The organism is Mesorhizobium sp. M7A.F.Ca.US.010.02.1.1 (genome assembly GCF_004023085.1).
Lineage (GTDB): Bacteria > Pseudomonadota > Alphaproteobacteria > Rhizobiales > Rhizobiaceae > Mesorhizobium.
Genome location: NZ_RZRV01000039.1, coordinates 1 through 25,694 on the forward strand (window position 1 = coordinate 1; position 25,694 = coordinate 25,694).

The window sequence follows — 25,694 nt, forward strand, 5'->3', positions numbered from 1 at the left end:
GGATGCGGCCGGCGGTGTCGAAGCGCGATCCCTCGATCTGGAAGCGGCCGAACACCTCATCGGCCGAAAGCGGCACGCCGTTGCCGAGCCGGCCCGGCACCACCTGGAACTGAAGGTTGGCGTCGACAACACGGCCGCCGAACAGATTGGCCAGCACCCACAGCCGGGCATTGCGCGCCGAAAACCACGGCCATAGCTGCTTGACGTGAGAGACCTGCATGTCGTGGATGTTGAACGCCAGATTGATCCCCGGCACTTTGCCGTCGACGAACGCCACGGCGGCGGTGCCAAGCATCTCGCCGGAGCCGGCGGACCGGAGCGCGATCTGCTCGGCGACCAGTTTGTGGCTCACCGTATTGTAGACCCCGGCAATCCGGGCGAGGAAGGTGAGCGCCGGCTCGGGCGACTCCGAAGGCGCAAGCGACGACCCGTCGCTGGTCAGGTCGTAGCGATAGGAGGGTTCTTCACCCACCGCTCCGCTTGCCGGCTTCGGCCCGATCGACCCGGCGAAATCGAATGTCGAGCGGCCGGTCTTCAGCAGCAATCTGTCGACCTGGATCTTGTTGCTGCCCGCAACCAGCGTCGCATTGATATCGACGTCCGCCGGCAGCAGTCCTCGCGTGCCGAGATCAAGGACAGAACCCGTCGACGACAAAGCGGCCGTCAGCCGCGATGCGTTCGCGCCGAACCCTTCCGATCCCGTCAGCTTCAGCGCGACGGTTCCCAGCTTGCCGGCAGCGGCCGCCATGTCGCCGGTATCGGCCAGATCGACGCTCGCATCCAGTGCCGTGACGCGGTGCGCCGCGATATCGCGGGAGGCGGAAGCGGCAACGGTAGCCGTCCTGCCGTCGATGTCCGCCGTGGACGAGAACTGCATGCCGCCCGGGCCTGACTGCACGACGGTGGCGTCGGTGAGCTTGACGAGCTTGATCGCTCCGGTTTCGGGCAGCACGAATTCGACATTGCGAAGGTCGATCCGGCGCAGCGAATCCTCCCGCACGGCATCGAGTGCGTGGTTGATGTTTCCGAACACCGCAGCGGACAGCTTCTCCGGATCGATGAGGCCGTCCGCATTGCGCAGGCCGGCGGTCCAGTCGCCGCCGGACGGCATCGCAGCCACGACGATGCGGGCATCCGAGATCCTGGCGCTGGTCAGCCGCACATCTCCCCACAGCAGCGGGAACAGACGCACGCCGAAGCGCACGCGGCCGGCATCGGCCATCGGCTTGCCGTCCGATGTCTTCAAGCTGACGTCGCTGACCTGGAGCGCGATGAAACTCGAACCGTCGAGCGTGATGCGGGCAGGCCCGACCGCGACATTGACATCGACGCCCGCCAGTTTCTCGAGCGCCGTTTCCGCCTCGGTGCGAAGCCGGTCGGCTCCGATGCCGGAGGCGCCAACCAGATAAACGAGCATGGCGGCCAGCAGCACGAAAGCGACCAGACCGGCGAACAGTCGCGACAGGATGCGAAAACCGCGTCCGATCGACGCCTGACCGAGCGGCGGCACACGGCAGGCGGACGGAAAGGTCCCCAGGTCGGTGATCTCATCACGCCTGAACCGGATCTTCTCGTGCTGCGGTCGCTCCTGATCCACGCAATTTTCCGTTGTACGAACTCGATCGTGGACGAATCCCCGTCCGACACTATATCGGTGTGGCTTCGCGCGTAACCTCAAACAAGGGCATCGGTATGGCTGACCTCGACGTAGGCGATCTCGCGCCGCAATTCGACCTGCCGCGGGACGGCGGCGGATCAGTCAGCCTTGCCGCATCGTCCGGCAAGCCCATCGTGCTCTATTTCTATCCGCAGGACGACACAACAAGCTGCACGCAGGAGGCGATCAGCTTCTCGCAGCTGAAGCCGGAGTTCGAGAAGGCCGGCGCCGCGGTGATCGGCCTGTCGCCCGACCCCGTCAAGAAGCACGACAAGTTCAAGTCGAAGTACAATCTGACCATCGACCTCGCCGCCGACGAGGAGCGCAAGGTGATCGAGGCCTACCATCTGTGGGTCGAGAAATCGATGTATGGCCGCAAGTATATGGGAGTCGAGCGCGCGACGTTCCTGATCGGCCGCGACGGGCGGATCGCCAGGATTTGGCGCAAGGTCCGCGTCAAGGGCCATGCGGAAGAGGTGCTCGAGGCCGTTCGTGCGCTTTGAGATTTTGCCGGCGAGGCCGGCCCGGTTTCCCTTACAACCTTACGCACGCCCGGCGGGCAACCGCTGCGGACAAGTCGGCGCTGCAAGCCTTTGTTAACCTTAATAATGTGTAGTCAAGCTGTCGTGGTGTCGTAAACGAAAGCTTGGTCCCGTGAACGTAACCGGTCAGTCCGCAGTCTTCGGCAGGCGTAAGGAGCCCCATACGGTCATCATCGCCCGGGGCAACGAGATCAGGCATTTCACAATCCGGCCGTGGCTGGCGGCCTTTATCGGCTCGGCGCTGGCCGCCATTGCCATAGGTTACCTCATGGCCACCTCCTATCTCGTCCTGCGCGACGATTTGATCGGCGCCACCACTGCGCGCCAAGCGCGCATGCAACAAGCCTATGAAGATCGAATTTCGGCGCTTCGCGCCCAGGTCGACCGCATCACCAGCCGGCAGTTACTCGACCAGCAGCTGATGGAAACCAAGGTCAGCGAACTGCTTGAACGGCAGAGCCAGCTGAGCCAGCGTCACGGCCGCCTTGGCCCGCTGCTCGAACGCGCCGAGAGCGAAGTCGGCGCAGCGCCGGCCGAATATCCGGCAGCGGTTGCGAAGCCGGACAAACGCGCCGAAGTGACCGGCAGCATCAAGGAGCCCGCGACGAATTATGCGGTCGCCAGCCTGAGCGCCGATCCCGGCGCCGGCGACACAAGGCCGTTCTCGCTGTGGTCGACCCGCTCCGATCCGCTGCCTAGCGCTTCAGCCGCCGATCGTGCCGACAAGCTCTTCGTTTCGATCAACCAATCGCTGAGATCCATCGAGAGCGATCAACTGACCCGCATCAGCACGCTTGCCGACAATGCCTACAAGAGCGCCGATGCCATCACCCAGGCGCTCGAGGCGGCCGGACTGCCCGTCGACAGCGACTTCGGCAAGGGCGACAGCGATGTCGGCGGACCGCTCATTCCGGTCGACAGTTCGATGATGTTCGACAGCAAGGTCAAGGAGTTGGACGAAGCGCTTGACGCCCTCGACCATCTCAAGAAGGAAGCGCGCCAGCTGCCGCTGACCAACCCCGCGCCGGGCCACTCCGTCACCAGCCCGTTCGGCGTGCGCACCGACCCGATCCTCGGCACCGCGGCACTGCATTCCGGCATGGATTTCAGGGCGCCGATCGGCATGGCCGCCAAGGTCACCGCGCCCGGCACCGTCACCAAGGCCGGCTGGAACGGCGGCTATGGCCGCATGGTGGAAGTCGACCACGGCAATGGTTTTGCGACACGTTACGGGCATCTCAGCGAGATCGACGTGACCGTTGGCGAGAAACTGGACGCCGGCGCCGTCATCGGCAAGACCGGCAGCAGCGGCCGCTCGACCGGCCCGCATCTGCACTACGAAGTCCGCCACAATGGCGAAGCGATCGATCCCTTGCGCTTCCTCACGGTCGGCAAGAAGGTCGCCCAGTATCTGTAAGCGATCCTGGGCTCCTGCCCCATGCGCCGATGACCATCATGATGGCTGACTAAGGCGCTCCCGTCGACAGAAACGCCGTCGCTGCCGCAACCAGGGTGGCCGCGCCGACCTTCAGCGCGGCCTCGTCGACACGAAACCGGGCATGGTGGAGCGGAAACACCGATCCGATCTCCTCGTTGCGGATTCCCAGCCGAAAATAGACCGACGGGCGTTTCTCGCTGTAGTAGCCAAAGTCGTCCGCGATCGTCCATCCGGGCGTTTTGAGGACGTTGTCGGCACCGATGCAGGCCTTGGCGCTGGCGGCAATCAGCTCGGTCATCTCGACATCGTTGACGACACCAGGTTCGCCCTTGTGGATGTCGACCTCGACACGCGCGCCGTGGCTTGTCGCTACCCCATCGGCTATCGTACGAACGCGGTGCCAGGCCCGCTCGCGGGTGGCGTCGCTGCCGCTTCGGATGGTGCCTTTCAACGTGACCTTGCCGGCGGTGACATTGTAGGCGTTGCCGCCGTTGATGGCCGTCACGGAAATCACCAGCGGATCGTACGGGTCGATCTCGCGCGAAACGATCTTCTGCAATTCGCTCACCAGGGAGCAAGCCACGGCCAACGCATCGACACCCTCATGCGGTTTTGCCGAGTGCGCCGCCGAGCCGATGACGACCACATCGAAAGTGTCGCAGGCCAGAGTGTAGGGACCGGAGCCGACGGCGATCTTGCCGGTCGGTGTGTACGGATCGACGTGGACGCAGATGGCGGCGTCGATATCGTCGAGAAGCCCCTCTTCCACCACCCGCCTGCCGCCCGACGGTTCGTCCTCCTCCGCCGGCTGGAAGATCAGGCGAACGGTGCCGCCAAAACTGTCCCGCGACTGGTGAAGATGCGCGGCGACCGCGAAAGCCATCGATGCATGGGCGTCGTGGCCGCAGGCATGCATCACGCCTGGATTCGTCGATGCATAATCGACGCCGGACTCCTCCTCGATCGGCAAGGCATCGATGTCGGCGCGAATGGCGACCTTTCGATTTGACGGCTTGCCGGTGCCGACAATATCGACGGCAAGGCCAAAGCCGGCGACGTCGCGAATGTCGGCAATCCCCTGATCCACCAGCATCTGCCTGAGATAACGCTGCGTGCCGGCCTCTTGGTTCGAGAGCTCGGGATTGCGGTGCAGATGGCGGCGGACCTCGATCATCCGATCGAGAATTCCGGCGGCGATATCGGTCGTCACGGTTTTCGCAACACCACCCGCCGTGGCCGAACCCTCAGGATTTGACATGGATCTCTCGCGGGAACTTCGTCAGGGTCTCATGGCCGGTTTCGGTGACCAGGATGGTCTCGCTGATCTCGATGCCCCAGCCGTCCATCCACATGCCGAGGATGGAATGAACGACATTGCCCGGTTCAAGCACGGTCTTGTCGCCCGGCCTGAGGCTGATCGTGTGCTCGCCCCAATCCGGCGGATAGGCAACCCCGATGGAGTAGCCGATGCGCGATTCCTTCTTCAGTCCGTAGCGCTGGATGACCTTGCGCCAGGCGGCTTCGACGGCTTCGGCTGATGTTCCCGGCCTGACCGCGTCGAGCACCGCATCCATGCCCTCGATCACCGCTTTTGCCGTGTCCGAAACATTTGTCGGCGTCTTGCCAAGCTGCATGGTCCTGGCGAGGCCGGCGGCATAGCGGCGGCAGACGCCGGCAAGTTCCAGCGCGATCGTCTCGTTTTCCCCGAACCGCCTGTCGCTCCACATGATGTGCGGCGCCGAGGCATTCTCGCCACCGAGGATTGTCGGTGGAAGCGCGGTGATGTCGCCGGCAAAATCCGGGCTGCCCGCAATCTGCGCCGCCTGGATGGCGGCGATGGCATCGCATTCGCGAACACCCGGCGCAATCACCTCGAAGGCCCGCGTGACGGCCGCTTCGGCCAGGGTCGATGCCTTGCGCAAATACGCGATCTCGGGCGCCGATTTGACCGCGCGGATCCAGTTCACCAGCAGGTCGGCATCGTGCCATTTTGCGTTGGGAAGTCCGGCGACAAGCCGGGCGTGCGCCTTGGGGGAGAAATAATAGGCTTCGAGTTCGATGCCGATATGTCTGCTCCCCCAGCCCCTGGCGACGATCCAGTTTGCGATCCAGTCCATCGGATGGCGATCGACGCGCTGAACATGGTCTTCCGGGAAGCCAACCACGTTTTCCGGCTTCATCCAGGCTGTCAGAAGACCGCCGGCCGCATCCATGGCGCGCCCGATCCAGACCGGCTCGACCTCTTCGATTGGCACGAGCACGACCTGGGGCGTATAGAACGACCAGCCATCATAGCCGGTGATGTAATGCTGGTTGGCAACGTCGTTGACAACAAGGAGCTCGAGACCGCGCTTGGCCATCTCGGTGCGGATTTTTCGTAGCCGCTGTTGGTACTCGTCGCGGGCAAACGGCAATTCGATCATCTTTGCTCCATGCTTTGTCGGATCAACGGTCGCGGGGTTCGCCCACCTTTGAAACGGTTTCGACATGGCGGCAATCAGCCAGGGCGGCGTGTGAGCAGGTCCTGAACCGAATACGTCCTCGAAGGCCTTCCCTGGAAAACTTCGTCGTGAATTTATTTTTGAATTCCATTTGACTGAATAAATAAGCAATGCAAAGCTGCGCTCTCCTAAGGGGCGCAATCATGGCACTGCGGGGGACCAATCAGGAGTTCGGGCGGCCGTACAACCGGCGCATCGTGCTTGAGTCCATCCGCCTGCATGGACCGATCGCCCGCGGCGAGATCGCCCGGCGCGTCGGCCTCACCGTCCAGACGGTGTCGACCATCGTTCGCGAACTGGAAGATCAGGGCTACATCCTGTCGCTGCGCGAAGAGCCGAAGGGGCGCGGCCTGCCGCCAGCGACGCTCCGGATCAACCCCGATGGGGGCTATGCCGTCGGCATCCACATCACTCCGCTTGGTATCAGCGCCGCCTTGATCAATCTGAGCGGCGACGTGATCGAGAGCATCTACCGCGAGGCGCCAAATGCGACGCCGGACCACGCCTTCGAGCTGATCGGGGCGATGGTGGTGGAATTGACCAGACTACGGGCTGGCGGACGGGTGCTGGGCGTCGGCATGGCCCTGCCCGGCCCATTCGACGTGGAGTCCATGAGTTTCGTGGGGCCGACCACCATGACCGGCTGGAAGGATGTAGCGCTGCGCGAACGGCTGGCGGCCTCCACCGGATTGCCGGCCTTCTTTGAAACCGATATGGCAGCAGCCGCCATGGGCGAGCGCCTCTACGGCCTCGGCGCCCAGTTTTCCGAATATTACTATCTCTATTTCGGCGTCGGCCTTGGCGGCGTCATGGTTCATGATGGCAGCGCCTTGCGCGGCGCCTGGGGAAATGCCGGCGAGATCGGGCACATTCCCGTTATTCCGGGCGGCGAGGCTTGCCCGTGCGGCAACAGCGGCTGTCTCGAAAGATATTTGTCGCTCGAGGCGCTCCGGCGCTGGAACGGCAGCGAGGCGGATTGGGTCGCCGAAGTCGCACCGATCTTTCACAACGCCGTCGCCGTCATCGAGAACCTGTTCGACCCGGAGACGGTCATCCTCGGCGGGCTGGCGTCCGCCGACCTGCTCGAAATGCTGGCTGGTTCGGCCGGAGGCCTGCACAACTCCGTCTCGGCTCGCAAGGACCGCACGACGCCCAGGGTTGTGGTCGCACGCGGCGGGCAGCATTCCGTGCTGCGCGGCGCCGCCGCCCTTGCGGTTTCCGGGGTGCTGTCACCTCGCTTCGGGCAGATGTTCGCGGCCGAACGCGAACGCGAGCGCGACCTTCTCAAAGGCAGGGAGATTGCGGCATGAGTGAACCCCTGCTGGTGCTCGACAACGTCACCAAGAACTATGGCGCGATCGAAGCGCTCAAGGGCATCAGCTTCTCGATCGGCAAGGGCGAGGTCGTGGCGCTGCTGGGCGACAACGGCGCCGGCAAATCGACACTGGTCAAGATTATCGCCGGCGGACTGGAGCCGACCTCCGGCCGAATGCTGTTCGAGGGCAAGGAGTTCCTTGCCCGGTCGCCCGCAGAGGCCAAGGCAGCCGGCATCGAGACCGTCTACCAGGACCTGTCGCTGTGCACCAATGTCGACGTGGTCGCCAATTTCTTCATGGGCCGCGAAATCACCAGACAGGTTTTCGGCATTCCCGTGCTCGACGAGCGCGCCATGGAAGCCGTCGTCGGAAAGGCGCTGGCCAGTGCCGGCACCCGCATTCCCTCGCTGCGCGCCAATGTCGAGCACCTTTCGGGCGGCCAGCGGCAAGCCATCGAGCTCAACCGGTTCGTGCATTGGGGCGGCAAGCTGGTGCTGCTAGACGAACCGTTCGCAGCGCTCGGGGTCGAACAGACGCGGCGCGGCCTCGACATGATCCGCCAGGTGGCGAACCAGGGCATCGGCGTCGTCATCATCACCCATATCATGCAGCAGGCTTTTCAGGTCGCCGACCGGATCGTGGTGATCCGCCAAGGCGTCGTGGCCGGCGATGTCGCACGCAATAAAACAAGTCCCGATGCGGTGATCAACATGATCACCGGTGAGACGCTTGCCGGTGCCGGACCGACAGGCTGAGGGACAAAGAGGGGTCCGGCTTAAGAGGAGCGAACGACATGAAGCGAATACTTCTTGCTGTCTTCGGTATCCTTGCACTGGCCTTTGCCACGCTCACGCCGGCATTCGCCCAGTCCAAGGGTATCGTCTACTATATGGTGCCGACCCTGCTGGACGAGTTTCAGACCGGCTCGGTGAGCGCGCTGGAACTGTTCCTGAAGCAGACCGGCTACGAGATGAAGACGCTGAACGCCGACAACAAGACCGACGCCCAGCAATCGCAGATGAACGATGTCATCGCGCTGAAGCCGGCGGCCATCATCCTGGCGGCAGTTGACTTCAATGCACTGAAACCGTCGATCGAGGCAGCCCGCGCCGCCGGCATCCCGGTGGTCGAGTTCGACCGCCAGATCACCTCGACGCCATCCGACTTCACCTCTGTCGCCGGAACGGTCGAGATCGGCTACGTCGCCGCGGACCAGGCCGAGAAGCTGCTGAAAGCCAAGAACGGCTCGGTGAAGGGCAAGGTTCTGCAGGTGCTCGGCGATCCCGGCGATCCCTATACGCTCGACATCCAGAAGGGCTTCGAGGAGAAGATGAAGGCGTTTCCGGACGTCAAGATCATCTCGCTTCCGGCCATGCAATGGGAAGCCAGCAATGCCGGCACAATCGTTGCCGACCAGATGTTGGCAAACCCCGACATCGACCTGATCTTCAGCCATGCCGCGCACCTTTCGGTCGCCGCCGTCGCCTCGCTCGAGGCAGCCGGCAAGAAGCCGGGCGACGTCATGCTGATGAGCTCGAACGGCGCTCCGGTCGGCCTCGACCTGATCCGCAAGGGCTGGCTCAACGCCGAAATCGAGCAGCCGCTCTACGCGCAGGCCGCGGCTGTCGCCATGTTCATGGACAAGATCGTCAAGAAGCAGGAGATCAAGCCCGGTGAATACGACGTGCTCGGCTTGAAATCGACCGTGACCAAGGAAGCCTGGGGTCCGAACATCAAGATCCCCGGTGCCGCCATCACCAAGGAAAACGTCGACAATCCGGCCTTCTGGGGCAACCAGAAGCCGCCGACGGACACCGTCAAGTCGGTCGAATAGTCATTGAAAGCGCTCCGGGCCGTAACGGCCCGGAGCCTGCCCCTTCACACCGCCGCGTCCGAAAGGATGCCGTGGCGAATTTGAATCCGCGCCTTAACCCGACGAAATCGAGTTGATTTCGCGGGGCGCCAACCGGATCAGCCCATGAACCCGCGCACACGCAAAGCCCTGGAGTTCGTACTCGACAACCTCGTCTGGTTCATGCTGCTGTTCGTGCTGGTGGTCTTCTCCATCTTCGTCCCGAACTACTTTCAGCTCGGCATTTTCGCCAACATCATCGAGGCTTCCAGCGTGCTCGGCGTCATGTCGATCGGCCTGGCGCTGGTGATCATCGCCGGCCACATGGATTTGTCGGTCGAATCCGTCGCAGCGCTCAGCGCCATGGCGGTCGGCATCCTATTCTGCTCGTCGGGCATCGGCATGGGCGTGCAATTGCATCCCGAATGGCTGATGGTTCCGGTTTCGCTGCTGCTGGCGCTGGCCGTCGGTGGCCTCATCGGCGCCTTCAACGGCTATCTGGTGGTCAAGGTGAAGATGAGCGCCTTCATCATCACGCTGGCGTCCTACATCTGGGTGCGTGGCCTCGTGCTGGTGATTTCGGGCGGCCGCTCGGCACAGGACCTGGCGCCGGCCATCCGCTGGTTCGGCATCCAGCGCCTGATCGGCTTGCCGCTGACCGCCTGGATCGCGGTTGGCTGCTTCGTCGTCTTTTCGCTGATCATGGCCAAGACGCCGTTCGGCCGGCATCTGGTGATGATCGGCGGCAACGAGACGGCGACCTTCCGCGCCGGCATCCGCGTCAACCGCAATCTCATCATCGCCTTTGTTCTCGCCGGCGCCATCGCCGGCCTCGCCGGCTGGCTGCTGGCGATCCGCACGTCGGGCGCCACCGCCAATCTCGGCGTCGGCCTGCTGTTCAACGCGTTCGCCGCGGTCGTCATCGGCGGCGTCAGCTTGAAGGGCGGTGTCGGCACCCTGCCCGGCGTCTATGCCGGCGTGCTTTTGCTCTCGGCCATCAACACGGCGATCAATTTGATGGGCCTGCCGGCCAATTTCACCCAGGTGATCCACGGCCTGCTGGTGCTGGCGGCCGTGCTGCTCGACGCCTTCAAGCAAACCATCCGCCAAAGACTCGCATGACAGGACGGCTCGCATGACCAATCGGTTACAAGACAAGGTAGCGCTGATCATCGGCAGTGCCCGCGGCATCGGCAAGGGCATCGCGCTACGCTTTGCCGAGGAAGGCGCGAGGCTGGTGCTCGCCGACACCGAGGTCGAGGCCGGGCAAGCCACCGCTGGCGAGTTGGGCGTCCCCTTCATCCGCACCGACATCTCGCAAATGAGCGACGCCGAGGCCGCCGTGGCGCTGGCGCTCAAACTCCATGGCCGCCTCGACGTCATCGTGCAGAATGCCGGCATCTATCCCTGGCAGCTGATCGAAAACACCAGCGGCGACGACTGGGACCGCGTCATGGCGGTCAATCTGCGCGGCACCTTCAATGCCAGCCGCGCGGCCCTGGTGCCGATGAAGGCGCAAGGCTTCGGCCGCATGCTCTACACCTCGTCCATTACCGGCCCGCATGTCACCAGCCCGGGCCATGGCCACTATTCGGCCAGCAAGGCCGGCATCAACGGCTTCATCCGCGCCGCCGCACTGGAATTCTCCGGCTACGGCATCACCGTCAACGGCGTCGAGCCCGGCAACATCCTGACCGAAGCCATCGAGCTGCATCGCGGCGCGGCTTACATCAAGAACATGGAGGACTCCATTCCGCTCGGCCGCCTCGGCAGCCCGCGCGACGTCGCCAACGCCTTCCTGTTCCTCGCCTCCGACGATGCCAGCTACATCACCGGCACGACCATTGTCGTCGATGGCGGGCAGTTGCTGCCGGAGGGCAATGATTTTCGACTGTTGCCACCGTGAGTGCAGCACGAACCAGACGACTCGGTTCCGTGTCTGGGAACAGTTTGAATGGACTATGGAATGGTGGGCGATGACGGGCTCGAACCGCCGACATCTTCGGTGTAAACGAAGCGCTCTACCAACTGAGCTAATCGCCCGCTCCGGGCCGGACCTTTAAGCGGTCAGGGTCCGCTTCGCAAGGCCAAATGAATGCAGGACGCCCTGGTTGGATGCCGGTTTTGCCAACAAAACGCCGGCTGTCAAAAAACCTTCTCCTGTTTGCTGTTATGCTGTCCTGTCGCGCTTGACACCCGGTGGCGAACCCCTTATCCAGCGCCCCAACGACGAACACGGCTGACACGTGTTCGCCATGCGCGGGTGTAGCTCAGTTGGTTAGAGTGCCGGCCTGTCACGCCGGAGGTCGCGGGTTCGAGCCCCGTCACTCGCGCCATTTCTCTCAAGGGTATCAAGCTCTTGGCTTCAGAGAAATGTCGACATTGATTGTCAAAAATATTGTCTTGCAAGAGACCTGAGGTCACTCAGGTCCTTTCGGCCCGTGCCTACGTCTGCCCCGCAAGATCACCCCCTCCCCAGTAGTGCCTCGACCTCCTGCAACGTCGGCATCGACGGTGCAGTCCCCGGTCGCGTCACGGAGATACCGGCGACGGCGCAAGCAAAGCGCACCGCCTGCAACGGCTCCACGCCCCGCGACAACGCCGCGGCAAGACCACCATTGAAGGCATCGCCTGCCCCGGTGGTCTCGACCACGGCGCCCGCACTGACGGCGGGAACATGGTCGGAACGCTCCTTCGAATGCAAAAGCGCGCCCTTGTCACCCAGCGTGACGATGACCGTGCCGACACCCTTTTCGAGCAGCTTGTCCGCGGCGGCTCGCGCCTCGTCGACTGAGGATACCTTCATCCCGGTCAATTCCTCCGTCTCCGTCTCATTGGGCGTGAGGTAGTCGCACAGCCTGTAGATGCGGTCGGGAAGCTTTGCCGCAGGCGCCGGGTTGAGGATCGTCGTCACCCCTGCCCCACGCGCGATCTCCAGCGCCCGCATGGCTGCTTCGATCGGCTGTTCGAGCTGGGTGACGAAGACGCCGGCACCGCTGATCAGCCCGGCATTGGCTTCGATGTCGGCTGGTGAGATCAGCATGGCGGCACCGGGGCTGACGATGATGGCGTTGTTGCCGGTGGTCTCCTCGACGAAGATGTAGGCGGCACCGGTGTAGCTTTCCGGCGTGTCGATGACGGCATTCTTGACGCCCGCCTGCGCCCAGGTCTGCCTGGCCATGTCGGCGAAGGGATCGACGCCGAGGCGGGTGAGGAAGGTGACGTCGGCGCCGAGCTTCCCGGCGGCCACGGCCTGGTTCGAGCCCTTGCCGCCCGGCCCCAGCGTGAAGGATGTGCCGAGGATGGTTTCGCCCATGCGCGGCTGCCGCTGCGCCCTGTAGGCGGTGTCGGCGACGAACACACCCAGGATGACGACCGGCTTCATGACGACCGGCTTGCCCGAAGCCATGCCGCTACTCCGCATCCGGCGGCACGACGCCCTTGCGGAAGGCGAAGCAGCCGTAGAAGCGGCGCTCACCTGTCTGGATCACGCAATAGGCCTGTTTGGCGCGCTCGTAGAAAGCATAACGCTCGACCGCCATCATCGGCCACGACTTGCCCTCGGCGTTGTCGACCTCCTTCTGCACTTCGCTTTGCACGGGCGGAATCTCGTCCGGCTTGCCGACAATCTCCATGCGTGCGGCCGAATCATCGACGAATGTGTCGAGCGGGTAGAGCGACAGCACCGCCTTGACCACTTGCGCCGCCGAGGCATCGATGCGCAGCACGCGGCCGAGCGCCGTCTGGCGCGCCACCGAATCGGACGGAAAATTGGTGTCGGCGATGATCAGATCATCGCCATGCCCCATTGCCCGCAATGCCTGCAGCACGTCGGCATTGAGCAGCGGGTTGATGCCTTTGAGCATGGTATTCCTCGTGAGTTGGGATCAGAGACGCTTGCCGGTCTCTGCGTCGAAAAGGTGGATCTGATCGAGCCGGGGCTTCAGGGTCAGCGTGTCGCCGGGCTTGAAGTCGTGCCGCTCACGAAACAGCGCCACCATCTCGCCGTCGCCGAAGCGCAGGAACACCAGCGTTTCCGAGCCGGTCGGCTCGACCACCGAAATCTTCGCTGGCACGCCATCGGGATGGATCTCGAGATGCTCCGGGCGCACGCCATAGACGACAGCCTGGCCATCCTGCGCTGCATTGCCTGGTGCAATCGGGAACAGCGTGCCTGCAATGTCGACACCGGGCCTGGCACCCTTGCGCATGACGCCCTTGAGCAGGTTCATCGAGGGCGAACCGATGAAGCCGGCGACAAACAGGTTGGCCGGTCTGTCGAACAGTTCGAGCGGCGCGCCGACCTGCTCGATGCGGCCGTCGCGCATGACGACGATCTTGTCGGCCATGGTCATGGCTTCGATCTGGTCGTGGGTGACGTAGATGGTAGTGGTCTTCAGCCGCTGGTGCAGCTCCTTGATCTCGGTGCGCATCTGCACGCGCAGCTTGGCGTCGAGATTGGAGAGCGGCTCGTCGAACAGGAACACTTGCGGATTGCGCACGATGGCGCGGCCCATGGCCACGCGCTGGCGCTGGCCGCCGGAAAGCTGGCGGGGATAGCGCTTCAGATAAGGGTTGAGGTCGAGGATATCGGCGGCGCGCTTGACCCGCTCGGCGACCACGGCCGGATCGGTTTTCCTGAGCTTGAGGGCAAAGGCCATGTTCTGCTCGACCGTCTTGTGCGGATAGAGCGCATAGTTCTGGAACACCATGGCGATGTCGCGCTTGGCCGGCGGCAGATGATTGACGACGCGGTCGCCGATGGCGATCGTGCCGGCGGAGACGGTCTCCAACCCAGCCACCATCCTGAGCAACGTGGACTTGCCGCAACCCGAAGGGCCAACCAGCACCACGAACTGTCCGTCTGCGATATCGACGCTGACTTCGTGCAGAACCTTGACCGTTCCAAAGGCCTTGGCCACCTTGCTGATCGCGACTTGCGCCATATCTCCCCCATCGGCTCCATTAGCCGTAGGCGCAGAAGCTACCCAACGCGACCTGCCAGGGCAAGTCGGTCTCTTATAGATAAAAACCCGCTCTCGTTGACACGGCGTTTGGTTGTGAGAATAGTGGCAGGCGCTGGTCAAAATGTCGGTACCCGATCCGCAGGGAATTTCAATCGACGCAGGGTGGGGTCCTGCCTAATTCGTTTCCGAACCGGGGAGCATCCTTGGCGCTCCAGCGTCCGACAGTTGGCCGATTTATTCACACTGATGTTCTGGGAGGAAATAGGCGATGAGAACGGGTCTTTACGAGAAACTGGTTCGTGCCGGCGCCACAAGGCGCGACATATTGAAGGGCGCGGCCAGCATGGCCGCGATCGCAGCCGCATCCGGCGCCGGACTTGGCGCCTTGACGCGACCGGCCTCCGCGGCAAGCGAATTGCGCTCCAAAATCCTGCAGATCCCCGGCGTCGGCAAAGGCCAGCCGACGGACGCCGATTTCCAGAAGGTCGGTGAACTCTGCCTCGAGGCGACCAAGGCCAACGTCAAGGAAGGCGAATTCGCCGGCGTCGAGCTGACCTTCATGGGTCTCAACAACCAGAACCTGCACAATGTGCTGTTCCGCGGCTTCCTGAAGCCATGGGAGACCTATACCGGCGCCAAGATCAACTGGATCGACCTGGCGCAGGCCGACTACAACGCCCGCCTGCAGCAGTCGATCGCCACCGGCACCGTCGATTTCGACATCATCGAGATGGGCGCGCCGTTCGAAGGCGATGTCTGCGGCAAGGGCCTGACCTCGGAAATGCCGGATTGGGTCAAGGACCAGATCGACATGAAGGACGTCGTGGCCTATCTGCAGCCGCCGGTCGGCACCTGGGACGGCAAGCAATACCGCGTGACCGTCGACGGCGACGCGCACAATTTCAACTACCGCACCGACGTGTTTACCGATGCCGACCTCGCCAAGGCCTGGAAGGACGGCGGCGGCGAAGGTGAATGGGGCGTGCCGAAGACCTGGCAGCAGGTCCAGGCGGTGACGAAGTTCCTCAAGGGAAAGAAACTCAAGGACCAGGACGTCTTTGGCTATCTCGACGCGCCCAAGGCGTGGGGTGGTTTCGGCTTCTATTTCCTCGGCAGCCGCGCTAGCGCCTATGCCAAGCATCCGGACGACAAGGCCTGGCTGTTCGACGCCGACACGATGAAGCCGCGCGTCAACAATCCGGCCTGGGTGCGCGCCATCCAGGACGTCATCGACGCGCTGCCGTCCGAACCCGCCGACCAGATCAACGCCGATCCGAACACGACCGCCTTCCAGCAGTTCCTGGCCGGCACCGGCTCGATGGTCACCTGGTGGGGCGACGTCGGCTCCAACGTCAAGACCAACGACTCTTCCGTCGTCGGCGACGTCACCGGCTTCTCGATCCTGCCTGGCTCGGACGATGTCTACAATGCGAAGACCGGCGCCTGGGACAAGCTCGCCAGCGGCCCGAACTATGCGCCCAACTGCGCCTATCTCGGCTGGGGCGTCTATGTCATGGCCCGCGTCGATGCCGACGAAAAGAAGAAGAAGGCGGCATGGTCCGCCGCCGCTCATCTCGGCGGCAAGGACCTGTCGATCTGGACGGCGATGTATCCATCGGGCTTCCAGCCTTACCGCAACTCGCATTTCGACATTCCCGAATGGGTGGCGGCCGGCTACGACGAGGCGTTCATCACCTCCTACCTCAAGTCGGAATCCGACAGCTACAACCATCCGAACGCGGCGATCGAGCCACGCATCCCCGGCATCTTCCAGTACTACAGCGCCGCCGAGGACATCCTGGCCAACACTTTCGCCGGCAAGATGAAGGCGCAGGAAGGCGCCGACGCCATTGCGGCGGCCTGGGAGAAGCTGACCGACCAGATCGGCCGCGACAACCAGATCAAGCTCTACAAAGCTTCGCTCGGCATGTAGGCTGGCCTATGAACCGTGGTCCGGCGGCAACGCCGGACCACTTTAGACCGGCTCCGGCTCCTCGAGAGCCTTCAAACGGGCGAGATTTGTGGCTGACCAGACTTCGACCGCGAACCAGTGGCCGGCAGATGCCGGCCCTTCCGATCTGATCTCTCCAGGCCGCAAACGCCTTGGCTGGGCGCTGATGGCCGTTGCGACGCTTGGCCTGCTGGCGACGATCGTGCTGGAGATCCTCTACAAGGGCAGCGCCGATACGATCGGCTTCGAGACCTGGCGCCCCGTCGTCTATGCCTATGTTCTGTGGGGCGTGGCGATCGGCGCCGGCCAGGTGCTGACGCGCGGCGAGGATGGCCAGCGTGCCCTGTTCCTGCTGCCGGCGCTGCTGTTCACCATCGCCATGGTGATCTTCCCGACGCTGTTCGGATTCTACATCGCCCTCACCGACTGGAACCTCAGTTCCTTCAGTGGCCGCAAGTTCAACGGGCTCGACAATTTCTGGCAGATGCTGGCCGATCCCTACTACCGCAACGCGCTGTTCAACATGGTGCTCTATGTGCTGGCGGTGGCGGTCGAATATGTCATCGCCTTCGGCCTGGCGCTGCTCCTCAACGCCCAGATCCGGGCGCGAAAATTCTTCCGCGTCGTCTTCCTGATGCCGCTGATGCTGTCGCCGGTCGCCGTGTCGTGGATGATCGGCAAGTCGCTGATGGAATACCGGTTCGGACCGGCCGCAACGCTGGCCCGCCATCTCGGCTGGGAAAATCCGGCCTTCTTCTCCGACCCGATCATCGCGCGCATATCGATCATGATACTGGATGCCTGGACCTTCATTCCGTTCATGATGATCATGCTGCTGGCCGGGCTGCAGGCGATGTCGCGCGAGGTGCTCGAAGCCGCACGCGTGGACGGCGCCAGTGCGTGGCAGACCTTCTGGCAGGTCACTTTTCCGCTGATGCTGCCGGTGTCGGTGACGGCGGTGATCCTGCGCATCATCTTCAAGCTGAAGCTTGCCGACATCATCATCACGGTGACGTCCGGCGGCCCCGGCGGCGCCACTGATTCCGTGTCGAGCTTCATCTACCGCGAATATCGCGACCGCTCGAATGTCGGCTACGGAACCATGCTGGCGATGGCCTATCTGGTGATCATCGTCGTGTTCGTCACGTGGCTGTTGAAATTTGCCAACCGTTTTGTCCGAAATGTGAATTGAGCTGAGATGAGCGTTCAGACCACCGAATATGTCGCCTCGGAGATCCGCTCGCCGGCGAGCTTCCTCGCCAGCCGCGTCTTCATCTATGGGGCGCTGGCCTTCTGGGCGTTCATCTGCCTGTTCCCGATCTACTGGACGATCACGACCTCGTTCAAGACCGCGGTCGACGTCACCCAGGGCCATCTCATCCCCTTCGTCGACTTCCAGCCGGACTGGAAGGGCTGGCGCTCGCTCGGTCTGTCGCCGGACTCGATCTTCCAGACCTCGACGGTGCGCGAGGAGTTCCTCAAGCGCTTCATGAATTCGGTGATTACCTCGGTCGGCGCGTCGAGCCTCGCCATCGTCATCGGCAGCCTCGCCGCCTACGGGCTCACCCGCTATCGCTATCATTTCGCCTGGTTCAGGAACGAGGACATCTCGTTCTTCTTCCTGTCGCAGCTGATCCTGCCGCCGGTGGTGCTCGCACTGCCCTTCCTGGTGCTCTACCGCGAGGTCGGCCTGCTCGACACGCGCGTCGGGCTGATCCTGCTCTACACGCTGATGGTGCTGCCGATCGTCATCTGGATCATGCGCGACCAGTTCAACTCGATCCCGGTCGAGCTCGAGGAAGCCGCACTTGTCGACGGGCTGTCGATCTGGGGCGCCTTCTTCCGCATCGTCATGCCGATCGCGCTGCCGGGCATGGTCGCCGCCTTCATCCTGGCGATGGTGCTGTGCTGGAACGAGTATTTCTTCGCCGCCCTTTTGACCTCGACCGACGCCAAGACCATCCCGGTCATGGTGGCGAGCCAGACAGGCTCGCAAGGCATCAACTGGTGGTCGATGGCAGCGCTCGCCACGGCGGCTATCGCGCCTCTCGCCGTCATCGGCATAGCGCTCGAGCGCTATCTGATCATGGGCATGACCGCGGGAGCGGTGAAGTAGCAGGGCGGCCTCTTCCCTTCTCCCCATTGTCTTGTGGGAGAAGGAAGACCGCGCTAGGCCCCTAGAATCATCCGCAGGTGATCGAGGATCATAGCCACACCCTTCTGCCCAAGCTCAGCCGAAGCATCCTTGGCGCTCGCCGTATACCAGCTCTTGTTGTCGTCGAAGTGACCGGCGTCCACCGCCTCCGGGCATAGCGCCAGCATCAGCGATGTCTCGCCGATGCCGGCATGGTCGAACGGGTACTTGCCGTTCATGTCAGCCGGCATCAGCGGATGAACCTGTACCCAGTTGAAGAAATTTTCACCCGCGGCGTGCCCGGAATAGTAGTCGGCCATCGCCTGCGAACCCCACCAGCCCTCGCCGCGCTCCTTTTCGAGAAAGCGGAAGATCGCCTGGCGGCCGGCGGTCTTGAACGCCAGATCGGTCGGCATGCCGGCGGCGAAATTCTCGGTCTGGTGGTGGATGATGGCGTGGATGTTGCGAAAGCCGATGCGCAGCAGGCTGTAGAACAGTTCCTCGCCAAACGGCGCCAGCGCAGCGCCGCCGACCTGCACCGAGCCGCTGCCTTCCGGCGGCGCCACCGCGTAGCTCGCCGCACCGTAGTAGAACGGCGGCAGGATGACGACGTCCCTCTCCTTCTCGAACAGCTCCAGCGTCTTGACGACGGCCAGCGTGTCCATGCCGACCGCCATGTGCTCGCCATGGTATTCGAGCACGCCGAGCGGCAGAGCGACCGGCCAATTCTCGGCGATCGCCCTGCGGATCTGGTGTGGCAGCATCAGTTCGTAGCGCATGATCTATTCCATGTTGGTGTGGCGGGCGCGCATTGCTTCAGGCGACGCGCCAATCAATTCCCTGAGCTTCAGCACCATCACCTCGAACAGCAGGAACAGTGCGCCTTCGAACACCGAGCCCATCGGCAGGACCGATGTTTTTTGCGCCCCCTGATCGTTGGCCATGGTCTGCGCGGGAATGAGCAGGGTGAAGTCGGCAAGCCTTGCCGCGCTGGCTTCGGCCTGGGCGGTCAACAGGAGATTGGTTGCACCTGCTTGGCGCGCGACCTGCATCAAGGTCAGCACGGTCGAGGTCTCTCCCGGCCCGGAACTGACCAGGAAGACATCGCCCTGCCCCAGCGGCGGTGTGTTCATGTCGCCGACCACGGAAACCGGCAGGCCCAAATGGTAGAGCCGCATGGCAAAACCCTTGACCTGCAAGGCCTCGCGGCCGCAGCCATAGACGACGATCTGTCGCGCGCCGGCCAGCATTTTGCAGGCGGCGTCGATCCGGCTTTCGTCGATGCGTGCCAGCACGCCGCCGAGCTCCTCAAGCGCGGTCTCGAACAGGCTTTTGCTCTTGTTGCTCACCGCAAACCTGCCATTGAAAATTACCCTGGGATTTGCCGCTCTTGCTGCTACGAACAGCTTGATTTCGTTCATGCTAGCAACCGCGAAAATGCGTGTCCAACGCGCAGCGATGCTTTTGCCGGACCACAGGCATGATAGTGTCATGTCAGACAAATCAAACGAGGCAAACGGCAGCATATGAAGACACGGCATTTCGACCGCATCGGCAATGGCGGCATCAGTTTCACCGAGCTCGGCTTCGGCACGGCGCCGCTCGGCAACCTCTACCGTGCCGTCTCCGACGAGGACGCCAACGCCACGCTGGAGGCCGCCTGGGCGACCGGCTGCCGCTACTACGACACCGCGCCGCTCTATGGGCTCGGCCTCTCGGAAACGCGGCTCAACCCGTTCCTGCGCGGCAAGAAGCGCGAGGACTATGTGCTGTCGAGCAAGGTCGGCCGCATCATGCGTGCCTGCCCGCCCGAAGAGCGCACCGGCATCGGCAAATTCTTCGACACGCCGTCGCGCCGCGAGGTGTACGACTACAGCTATGACGGTGTCATGCGCTCATTCGAAGCCTCGCTTGAGCGCCTCGGCGTCGACCGGATCGACATCCTCTTCGTGCACGATGTCGACATCTTCACCCATGGCAGCAAGGAAGCCTCCGACCGGCGCCTCGAAGAGTTCATGCGCTCGGGCTATTACGGCTTGCTGTCGCTGCGCGACCAGGGCGTGATCAAGGCGTTCGGTGGCGGCATCAATGAGTGGCAGGTCGCGCAGACGCTGGCCGAGCGCGGCGACTTCGACCTGTTCCTGCTGGCCGGTCGCTATACGCTCTTGGAACAGGAGGCGCTGACGTCCTTCCTGCCGCTCTGCCAGGCACGCGGCATCGGCATCGTTCTCGGCGGCCCCTACAACTCCGGCATCCTGGCGACCGGACCGAAGCCCGGCGCCTACTACAACTACTCCGAAGCGCCGAAGGACATCCTCGACCGCGTCGCCGGCATCGAGAGCGTCTGCAAGCGCCATGGCGTGCGGCTGATCGAGGCCGCCCTGCAATTCCCGCTACTGCACCCTTCGGTCGTCTCAGTGGTCCCCGGTGGCCAGCGGCCGAGCGAAGTCGAGAGCAATCGCTCGCTGCTCGATGCGAAACTGCCCGCAGCCCTTTGGGCCGATCTCAAGAAGGAAGGCCTTATGCGCCCTGAAGCGCCGACCGCATAAGCCGGCCGCCGTCGCGTCAGCGTCTGGCACAAAAATGAAAAGCCGGGCAAGCCCGGCTTTTCTGGTCGTGTGTACGTGCGTAGGCCACGAAAATGAAAAGCCGGGCAAGCCCGGCTTTTCTGGTCTCTGAAAAGAAAAAGGCGCTTAGTTGACTGCGTCCTTGAGGCCTTTGCCGGCCGAGAACTTCGGCACGGTACGCGCCGGGATCTTCACTTCGGCGCCGGTCTGAGGATTGCGGCCGGTCGAGGCGGCACGCTTTGACACGGTGAAATTGCCAAAGCCGACAAGCCGGACATCGCCGCCCTTCTTCAGTTCGCCGGTGATGGTGGAAAATACCGCATCGACCGCCGACTGCGCGTCACCCTTCGAAATGCTCGCGGCGTCGGCGACAGCGGACACCAGTTCGTTCTTGTTCATAAAAATTCCCTTCCATGAGAACACCGGAACTATCGACTCATCCGGCAGGAAACGGACTGTAGAAAGAAGCGTTGCCGCAACCAAGCCGAAAAGGCAGGAAAAAAACGGAAAAAGCCCGGAAATGCTGGGTTTTTCACATGAAAAAGCCGGGCGCTAGGCCCGGCTCTCCGTTTGTGCGCTGCAACCTTGACGAAAACCAATGCATGGCCCTGAAAACCGTAGCCGGTTTTCGGCAGGGGCCATGCACAAGTCTGAGCGTTAGAGCGTCCTTTGTGCGTCCAGATGGACGCCCGGAGCTCTAATGCGCCAGGGATTTTCCAGCGTCGTCGGCACTGTCTGTCGCGGCCGGCGGATTGACCGGTTCGACCCATTCGATCGGCTCCGGCATACGCACCAGCGCGTGCCGCAACACCTCGCCGACACGTGAGACCGGAATGATCTCCATGCCGTTCTTCACATTGTCCGGAATCTCCGCCAGATCCTTGGCATTGTCTTCCGGGATCAGCACCTTCTTGATGCCGCCGCGCAGTGCGGCGAGCAGCTTCTCCTTGAGCCCGCCGATCGGCAAGATGCGGCCGCGAAGCGTTATCTCGCCGGTCATCGCCACATCCGCCCGGACCGGAATACCCGTCAGTACCGACACAATGGCTGTCGCCATGGCAGCACCTGCCGACGGGCCGTCCTTCGGCGTGGCGCCTTCCGGCAAGTGCACGTGGATGTCGCGCTTGTCGAACAGCGGCGGCTCGATGCCGAAATCGACGGCGCGCGAGCGGACATAGGAGGCCGCCGCCGAAATCGATTCCTTCATCACGTCGCGCAGGTTGCCGGTCACCGTCATGCGGCCTTTGCCGGGCATCATGACGCCTTCGACCGTCAGCAGTTCGCCGCCGACTTCCGTCCAGGCAAGACCTGTGACGACACCGACCTGATCGTCAGCCTCGACCTGGCCGAAGCGGTAGCGCTGCACACCAAGGTAATCGGAGAGGTTCTCCGCCGTGATGCTCACCGTCTTCTTCTTCGTCTTCAGGATTTCGGTCACCGCCTTGCGCCCGAGCTTCATCAGCTCGCGCTCCAGGCTCCTGACGCCCGCTTCACGGGTGTAGGTCTGGACGATGGCGCGGATCGCGTCCTCACCGACGGAAAACTCCTTCGGCTGCAGCGCATGATCGCGGATCACCTTCGGCATCAGGTGCCGCTTGGCGATCTCGATCTTCTCGTCCTCGGTGTAGCCGGCAATACGGATGATCTCCATGCGGTCCATCAAGGGCGCCGGGATGTTCAGCGTGTTCGCCGTCGTCACGAACATGACGCTCGACAGATCGTATTCGACCTCGAGGTAATGGTCCATGAACGTCGAGTTCTGTTCCGGATCGAGGACCTCGAGCAACGCCGATGACGGATCGCCACGGAAGTCCTGGCCCATCTTGTCGATCTCGTCGAGCAGGAAGAGCGGGTTGGACTTCTTGGCCTTCTTCATCGACTGGATGACCTTGCCGGGCATCGAGCCGATATAGGTGCGCCGGTGACCACGGATCTCGGCCTCGTCACGCACGCCGCCAAGCGCCATGCGGATGAATTCGCGACCGGTCGCCTTGGCGATCGACTTGCCGAGCGAGGTCTTGCCGACGCCGGGAGGGCCGACGAGGCACAGGATCGGCCCCTTCAGCTTCTTCTGGCGGCTTTGCACGGCGAGATACTCGACAATGCGCTCCTTGACCTTGTCGAGGCCGAAATGATCGGTGTCGAGCACGTTCTGCGCAAAAGCCAAGTCCTGCTTGACCTTGGAGTTCTTGCCCCACGGAATCGACAGGATCCAGTCGAGATAGTTGCGCACGACGGTCGATTCAGCCGACATCGGCGACATCGTCCGGAGCTTCTTCAACTCGGCTTCCGCCTTTTCGCGGGCCTCCTTGGAGAGCTTGGTCTTCTTGATGCGCGCCTCGATCTCGGCGGCCTCGTCGCGGCCGTCCTCACCTTCGCCGAGTTCCTTCTGGATCGCCTTCATCTGCTCGTTGAGGTAGTATTCGCGCTGCGTCTTCTCCATCTGGCGCTTGACGCGCGAGCGGATGCGCTTCTCCACCTGCAGGACGGAGATTTCGGCTTCCATGAAGCCCATAGCCTTTTCCAGCCGCTCCTTGACCGAGAGCGTGGCCAGCATTTCCTGCTTCTCAGGGATCTTGATGGCGAGATGCGAGGCAACCGTGTCGGCGAGCTTGGAATAGTCGTCGATCTGGCTGGCAGCACCCACCACTTCGGGCGAGATCTTCTTGTTCAGCTTGACGTAGTTCTCGAAGTCGGTGACGACCGAACGCGCCAGCGCCTCAACCTCGACCTCTTCCTCTTCCGGCTCGACCAGCGCCGCGGCGCGGGCCTCGTGGAAGTCGGGACGGTCGGTGAACGAGACGATTTTCGCACGCGAAGCGCCTTCGACCAGAACCTTGACGGTGCCGTCGGGTAGCTTGAGCAATTGCAGCACATTGGCGAGCGTGCCGATGTCGAAGATGGCATCGGGCTCGGGATCGTCGTCGGCGGCATTCATCTGGGTGGCAAGCAGGATCTGCTTTTCCTGACCCATCACCTCTTCCAGCGCCTTGATCGACTTCTCACGCCCGACGAAGAGCGGCACGATCATGTGCGGGAACACCACGATGTCGCGCAGTGGGAGAACTGCGAAGACGCCGTCGCTGGGTGCCTTGGATACTTTGGCCATTGTCCAACCTTTCATGTCGCGGCCGCCAATCAGCCAACCGCGAATCTTATATTAACGACCGGGGATCGTTCCGCCTACCACCGTTTATGACGGGAGTTTTACAGCACAGAAATCGGGCACCTCGGCCTTCTCCAGTTAGTTGGATGCACGACCCCCAAAGATCAAGGGGCGCGTCCAAATCCGCACTTCCAACCCGTCCGCGAGTGACACATTTGCGACGCCAAGCCGTACGCCGCGCAAAACCCCTGCGCGACAGCAAAACGGCGCCTTGCGGCGCCGTTCCAGAATTTCGCTGCGGGCTCATGTCAGGCGCTGACATTGCCCTTCTTTTCCTTCTGCTCGGAGTAGATGTAGAGCGGCCGGGCACTGCCGGTCACCACCTCCTCCGAAATCACCACTTCGCGCACGCCTTCGAGCGCGGGAAGCTCGAACATCGTGTCGAGCAGGATCGCCTCCATGATCGAACGGAGGCCGCGCGCGCCGGTCTTGCGCTCGATGGCGCGCTTGGCGATCGCCGAAAGAGCGTTCTCGTGGAAGGTCAGGTCGACATTCTCCATCTCGAACAGCCGCTGATACTGCTTGACCAGCGCGTTCTTCGGCTCGGTCAGGATCTGGATCAGCGCCGGTTCGTCGAGGTCTTCCAGCGTCGCCAGAACCGGCAGACGGCCGACAAATTCGGGGATAAGACCGAACTTCAACAGATCCTCGGGCTCGACCAGGCGGAAGACATCGCCAGTGCGGCGATCCTCCGGCGAAGCGACGACCGCGCCGAAGCCGATCGAGGTCTTGCGGCCGCGATCCGAGATGATCTTGTCCAGCCCGGCGAAGGCGCCGCCGCAGATGAACAGGATGTTGGCCGTATCGACCTGCAGAAACTCCTGCTGCGGGTGCTTCCTGCCGCCCTGCGGCGGCACGGAGGCGACGGTGCCTTCCATGATCTTCAAGAGCGCCTGCTGCACGCCCTCGCCCGACACGTCGCGGGTGATCGAGGGATTGTCCGACTTGCGCGAAATCTTGTCGATCTCGTCGATGTAGACGATGCCGCGCTGGGCGCGCTCGACATTGTAGTCGGCCGATTGCAACAGCTTCAGGATGATGTTCTCGACGTCCTCGCCGACATAGCCGGCTTCGGTCAGCGTCGTCGCATCAGCCATGGTGAAGGGCACGTCGATGATGCGGGCCAGCGTCTGCGCGAGCAGCGTCTTGCCGCAACCGGTCGGGCCGATCAAAAGGATGTTGGACTTCGCCAGTTCGACATCGTTGTTCTTGCCGGCATGCGCGAGGCGCTTGTAGTGGTTGTGGACCGCCACCGACAGCACGCGCTTGGCGTAGGGCTGACCGATGACATAGTCGTCGAGAACCTTGAGGATCTCCTGCGGTGTCGGCACGCCTTCGCGCGACTTCACCATCGAGGTCTTGTTCTCTTCACGGATGATGTCCATGCAGAGTTCGACGCACTCGTCGCAGATGAAGACCGTCGGACCGGCGATCAGCTTGCGCACTTCGTGCTGGCTTTTGCCGCAAAACGAGCAGTAAAGCGTGTTCTTGGAATCGCCGCTGTTGTTGCCGACCTTGCTCATTTTCATGTCCTTTCATGGCCGCCCGCCGATGGTCTGGCTGAAAGGGCGCATACTCTATCTATCGCGGGAATCCGCCGCCG

General features: G+C 62.9%; 21 protein-coding genes, 2 tRNA genes and 1 pseudogene. 12 read left to right on the forward strand and 12 right to left on the reverse strand.

The genetic code is table 11. The annotated features are described in order from the left end of the window. Window positions 1–1,597: pseudogene (locus EOA19_RS27890) on the reverse strand (hypothetical protein); the annotation flags it as partial. 95 nt (window positions 1,598–1,692) lie between these two features. Here EOA19_RS27890 and EOA19_RS27895 point away from each other — a divergent pair. After that, window positions 1,693–2,160 carry a peroxiredoxin gene (locus EOA19_RS27895; protein WP_128305433.1) on the forward strand — a complete coding sequence of 156 codons (468 nt, stop codon included), beginning with the start codon at window positions 1,693–1,695 and terminating at the stop codon, window positions 2,158–2,160. 151 nt (window positions 2,161–2,311) lie between these two features. Beyond that, on the forward strand, window positions 2,312–3,616 hold the full coding sequence (locus EOA19_RS27900; RefSeq protein ID WP_128305434.1) for a M23 family metallopeptidase: 1,305 nt from the start codon (window positions 2,312–2,314) through the stop codon (window positions 3,614–3,616). A 49-nt stretch (window positions 3,617–3,665) separates the two neighbouring features. Here the strand turns inward: EOA19_RS27900 and EOA19_RS27905 are convergent, their stop codons facing one another. Continuing rightward, window positions 3,666–4,895: an amidohydrolase gene (locus tag EOA19_RS27905; RefSeq protein ID WP_128305435.1), complete on the reverse strand. Its 1,230-nt coding sequence runs from the start codon at window positions 4,893–4,895 to the stop codon at window positions 3,666–3,668. Continuing rightward, complete coding sequence (locus EOA19_RS27910) at window positions 4,882–6,060, reverse strand: M24 family metallopeptidase (protein WP_128305436.1); 1,179 nt, start codon at window positions 6,058–6,060, stop codon at window positions 4,882–4,884. The genes EOA19_RS27905 and EOA19_RS27910 overlap by 14 nt, the downstream gene beginning before the upstream one ends. A 221-nt stretch (window positions 6,061–6,281) precedes the next feature. On the opposite strand from EOA19_RS27910, the gene EOA19_RS27915 reads away from it, so the two are divergent. The 5 genes from EOA19_RS27915 to EOA19_RS27935 all read left to right on the forward strand — a co-directional run bounded on the left by EOA19_RS27915 (window position 6,282) and on the right by EOA19_RS27935 (window position 11,212). Further along, window positions 6,282–7,448 (forward strand): ROK family transcriptional regulator, encoded by a 1,167-nt coding sequence (locus EOA19_RS27915; protein ID WP_128305437.1) that lies wholly within the window; start codon window positions 6,282–6,284, stop codon window positions 7,446–7,448. After that, window positions 7,445–8,209, forward strand: a complete 765-nt coding sequence (locus tag EOA19_RS27920) for an ATP-binding cassette domain-containing protein (RefSeq protein ID WP_128305438.1) — start codon at window positions 7,445–7,447, stop codon at window positions 8,207–8,209. Before EOA19_RS27915 ends, EOA19_RS27920 begins: the two co-directional genes overlap by 4 nt. A gap of 38 nt (window positions 8,210–8,247) precedes the next feature. Continuing rightward, window positions 8,248–9,288: a sugar ABC transporter substrate-binding protein gene (locus tag EOA19_RS27925; protein WP_013532176.1), complete on the forward strand. Its 1,041-nt coding sequence runs from the start codon at window positions 8,248–8,250 to the stop codon at window positions 9,286–9,288. Between the two features lie 144 nt (window positions 9,289–9,432). Further along, a complete protein-coding gene (locus tag EOA19_RS27930) occupies window positions 9,433–10,428 on the forward strand; it encodes an ABC transporter permease (protein ID WP_128305439.1) in 996 nt (331 codons plus the stop codon). Window positions 10,429–10,441: 13 nt separating this feature from the next. Then, window positions 10,442–11,212, forward strand: a complete 771-nt coding sequence (locus EOA19_RS27935) for an SDR family NAD(P)-dependent oxidoreductase (RefSeq protein WP_128305440.1) — start codon at window positions 10,442–10,444, stop codon at window positions 11,210–11,212. Window positions 11,213–11,273: 61 nt separating this feature from the next. On the opposite strand, the gene EOA19_RS27940 is transcribed toward EOA19_RS27935, so the two are convergent. After that, window positions 11,274–11,349 (reverse strand) — tRNA-Val (locus EOA19_RS27940). 216 nt (window positions 11,350–11,565) lie between these two features. Here EOA19_RS27940 and EOA19_RS27945 point away from each other — a divergent pair. Beyond that, window positions 11,566–11,642: transfer RNA gene (locus EOA19_RS27945), tRNA-Asp, on the forward strand. 128 nt (window positions 11,643–11,770) lie between these two features. On the opposite strand, the gene rbsK is transcribed toward EOA19_RS27945, so the two are convergent. From rbsK to ugpC, 3 genes are read right to left on the reverse strand one after another with little or no spacing between them, the layout of a single operon-like run. Next, the gene (gene rbsK / locus EOA19_RS27950; RefSeq protein ID WP_128305441.1) at window positions 11,771–12,715 is read right to left on the reverse strand and encodes a ribokinase; all 945 of its coding nucleotides are present in this window, start codon (window positions 12,713–12,715) and stop codon (window positions 11,771–11,773) included. Between the two features lie 4 nt (window positions 12,716–12,719). Then, window positions 12,720–13,172 (reverse strand): RbsD/FucU family protein, encoded by a 453-nt coding sequence (locus EOA19_RS27955; protein ID WP_128305442.1) that lies wholly within the window; start codon window positions 13,170–13,172, stop codon window positions 12,720–12,722. A 21-nt stretch (window positions 13,173–13,193) separates the two neighbouring features. Then, complete coding sequence (gene ugpC / locus EOA19_RS27960) at window positions 13,194–14,252, reverse strand: sn-glycerol-3-phosphate ABC transporter ATP-binding protein UgpC (protein WP_023810294.1); 1,059 nt, start codon at window positions 14,250–14,252, stop codon at window positions 13,194–13,196. Window positions 14,253–14,541: 289 nt separating this feature from the next. Between ugpC and EOA19_RS27965 the strand changes: the two genes are divergently transcribed. The 3 genes from EOA19_RS27965 (at window position 14,542) to EOA19_RS27975 (ending at window position 18,340) form a co-directional block, all read left to right on the forward strand. After that, window positions 14,542–16,206, forward strand: a complete 1,665-nt coding sequence (locus EOA19_RS27965; RefSeq protein WP_023810293.1) for a sugar ABC transporter substrate-binding protein — start codon at window positions 14,542–14,544, stop codon at window positions 16,204–16,206. Between the two features lie 88 nt (window positions 16,207–16,294). Next, on the forward strand, window positions 16,295–17,416 hold the full coding sequence (locus tag EOA19_RS27970) for a sugar ABC transporter permease (protein ID WP_128305443.1): 1,122 nt from the start codon (window positions 16,295–16,297) through the stop codon (window positions 17,414–17,416). Window positions 17,417–17,422: 6 nt separating this feature from the next. Next, window positions 17,423–18,340 (forward strand): carbohydrate ABC transporter permease, encoded by a 918-nt coding sequence (locus tag EOA19_RS27975; RefSeq protein ID WP_023810291.1) that lies wholly within the window; start codon window positions 17,423–17,425, stop codon window positions 18,338–18,340. A 53-nt stretch (window positions 18,341–18,393) separates the two neighbouring features. Here EOA19_RS27975 and EOA19_RS27980 read toward each other — a convergent pair whose 3' ends face one another. After that, window positions 18,394–19,137, reverse strand: coding sequence for a creatininase family protein (locus tag EOA19_RS27980; protein ID WP_128305444.1), 744 nt, complete (start codon window positions 19,135–19,137; stop codon window positions 18,394–18,396). A 3-nt stretch (window positions 19,138–19,140) separates the two neighbouring features. Further along, window positions 19,141–19,707 (reverse strand): SIS domain-containing protein, encoded by a 567-nt coding sequence (locus tag EOA19_RS27985; RefSeq protein WP_128305469.1) that lies wholly within the window; start codon window positions 19,705–19,707, stop codon window positions 19,141–19,143. Window positions 19,708–19,884: 177 nt separating this feature from the next. Here EOA19_RS27985 and EOA19_RS27990 point away from each other — a divergent pair, with 177 nt between their 5' ends. Next, the gene (locus tag EOA19_RS27990) at window positions 19,885–20,907 is read left to right on the forward strand and encodes an aldo/keto reductase (protein WP_128305445.1); all 1,023 of its coding nucleotides are present in this window, start codon (window positions 19,885–19,887) and stop codon (window positions 20,905–20,907) included. Between the two features lie 144 nt (window positions 20,908–21,051). Here EOA19_RS27990 and hupB read toward each other — a convergent pair whose 3' ends face one another. From hupB to clpX, 3 genes are all read right to left on the reverse strand, one after another. Continuing rightward, complete coding sequence (hupB, locus tag EOA19_RS27995) at window positions 21,052–21,324, reverse strand: DNA-binding protein HupB (protein ID WP_023810287.1); 273 nt, start codon at window positions 21,322–21,324, stop codon at window positions 21,052–21,054. A 298-nt stretch (window positions 21,325–21,622) separates the two neighbouring features. Next, the gene (gene lon / locus EOA19_RS28000; protein WP_023810286.1) at window positions 21,623–24,034 is read right to left on the reverse strand and encodes an endopeptidase La; all 2,412 of its coding nucleotides are present in this window, start codon (window positions 24,032–24,034) and stop codon (window positions 21,623–21,625) included. A 305-nt stretch (window positions 24,035–24,339) separates the two neighbouring features. Beyond that, a complete protein-coding gene (gene clpX, locus EOA19_RS28005; RefSeq protein ID WP_013532190.1) occupies window positions 24,340–25,614 on the reverse strand; it encodes an ATP-dependent Clp protease ATP-binding subunit ClpX in 1,275 nt (424 codons plus the stop codon). Window positions 25,615–25,694: the final 80 nt, after the last annotated feature.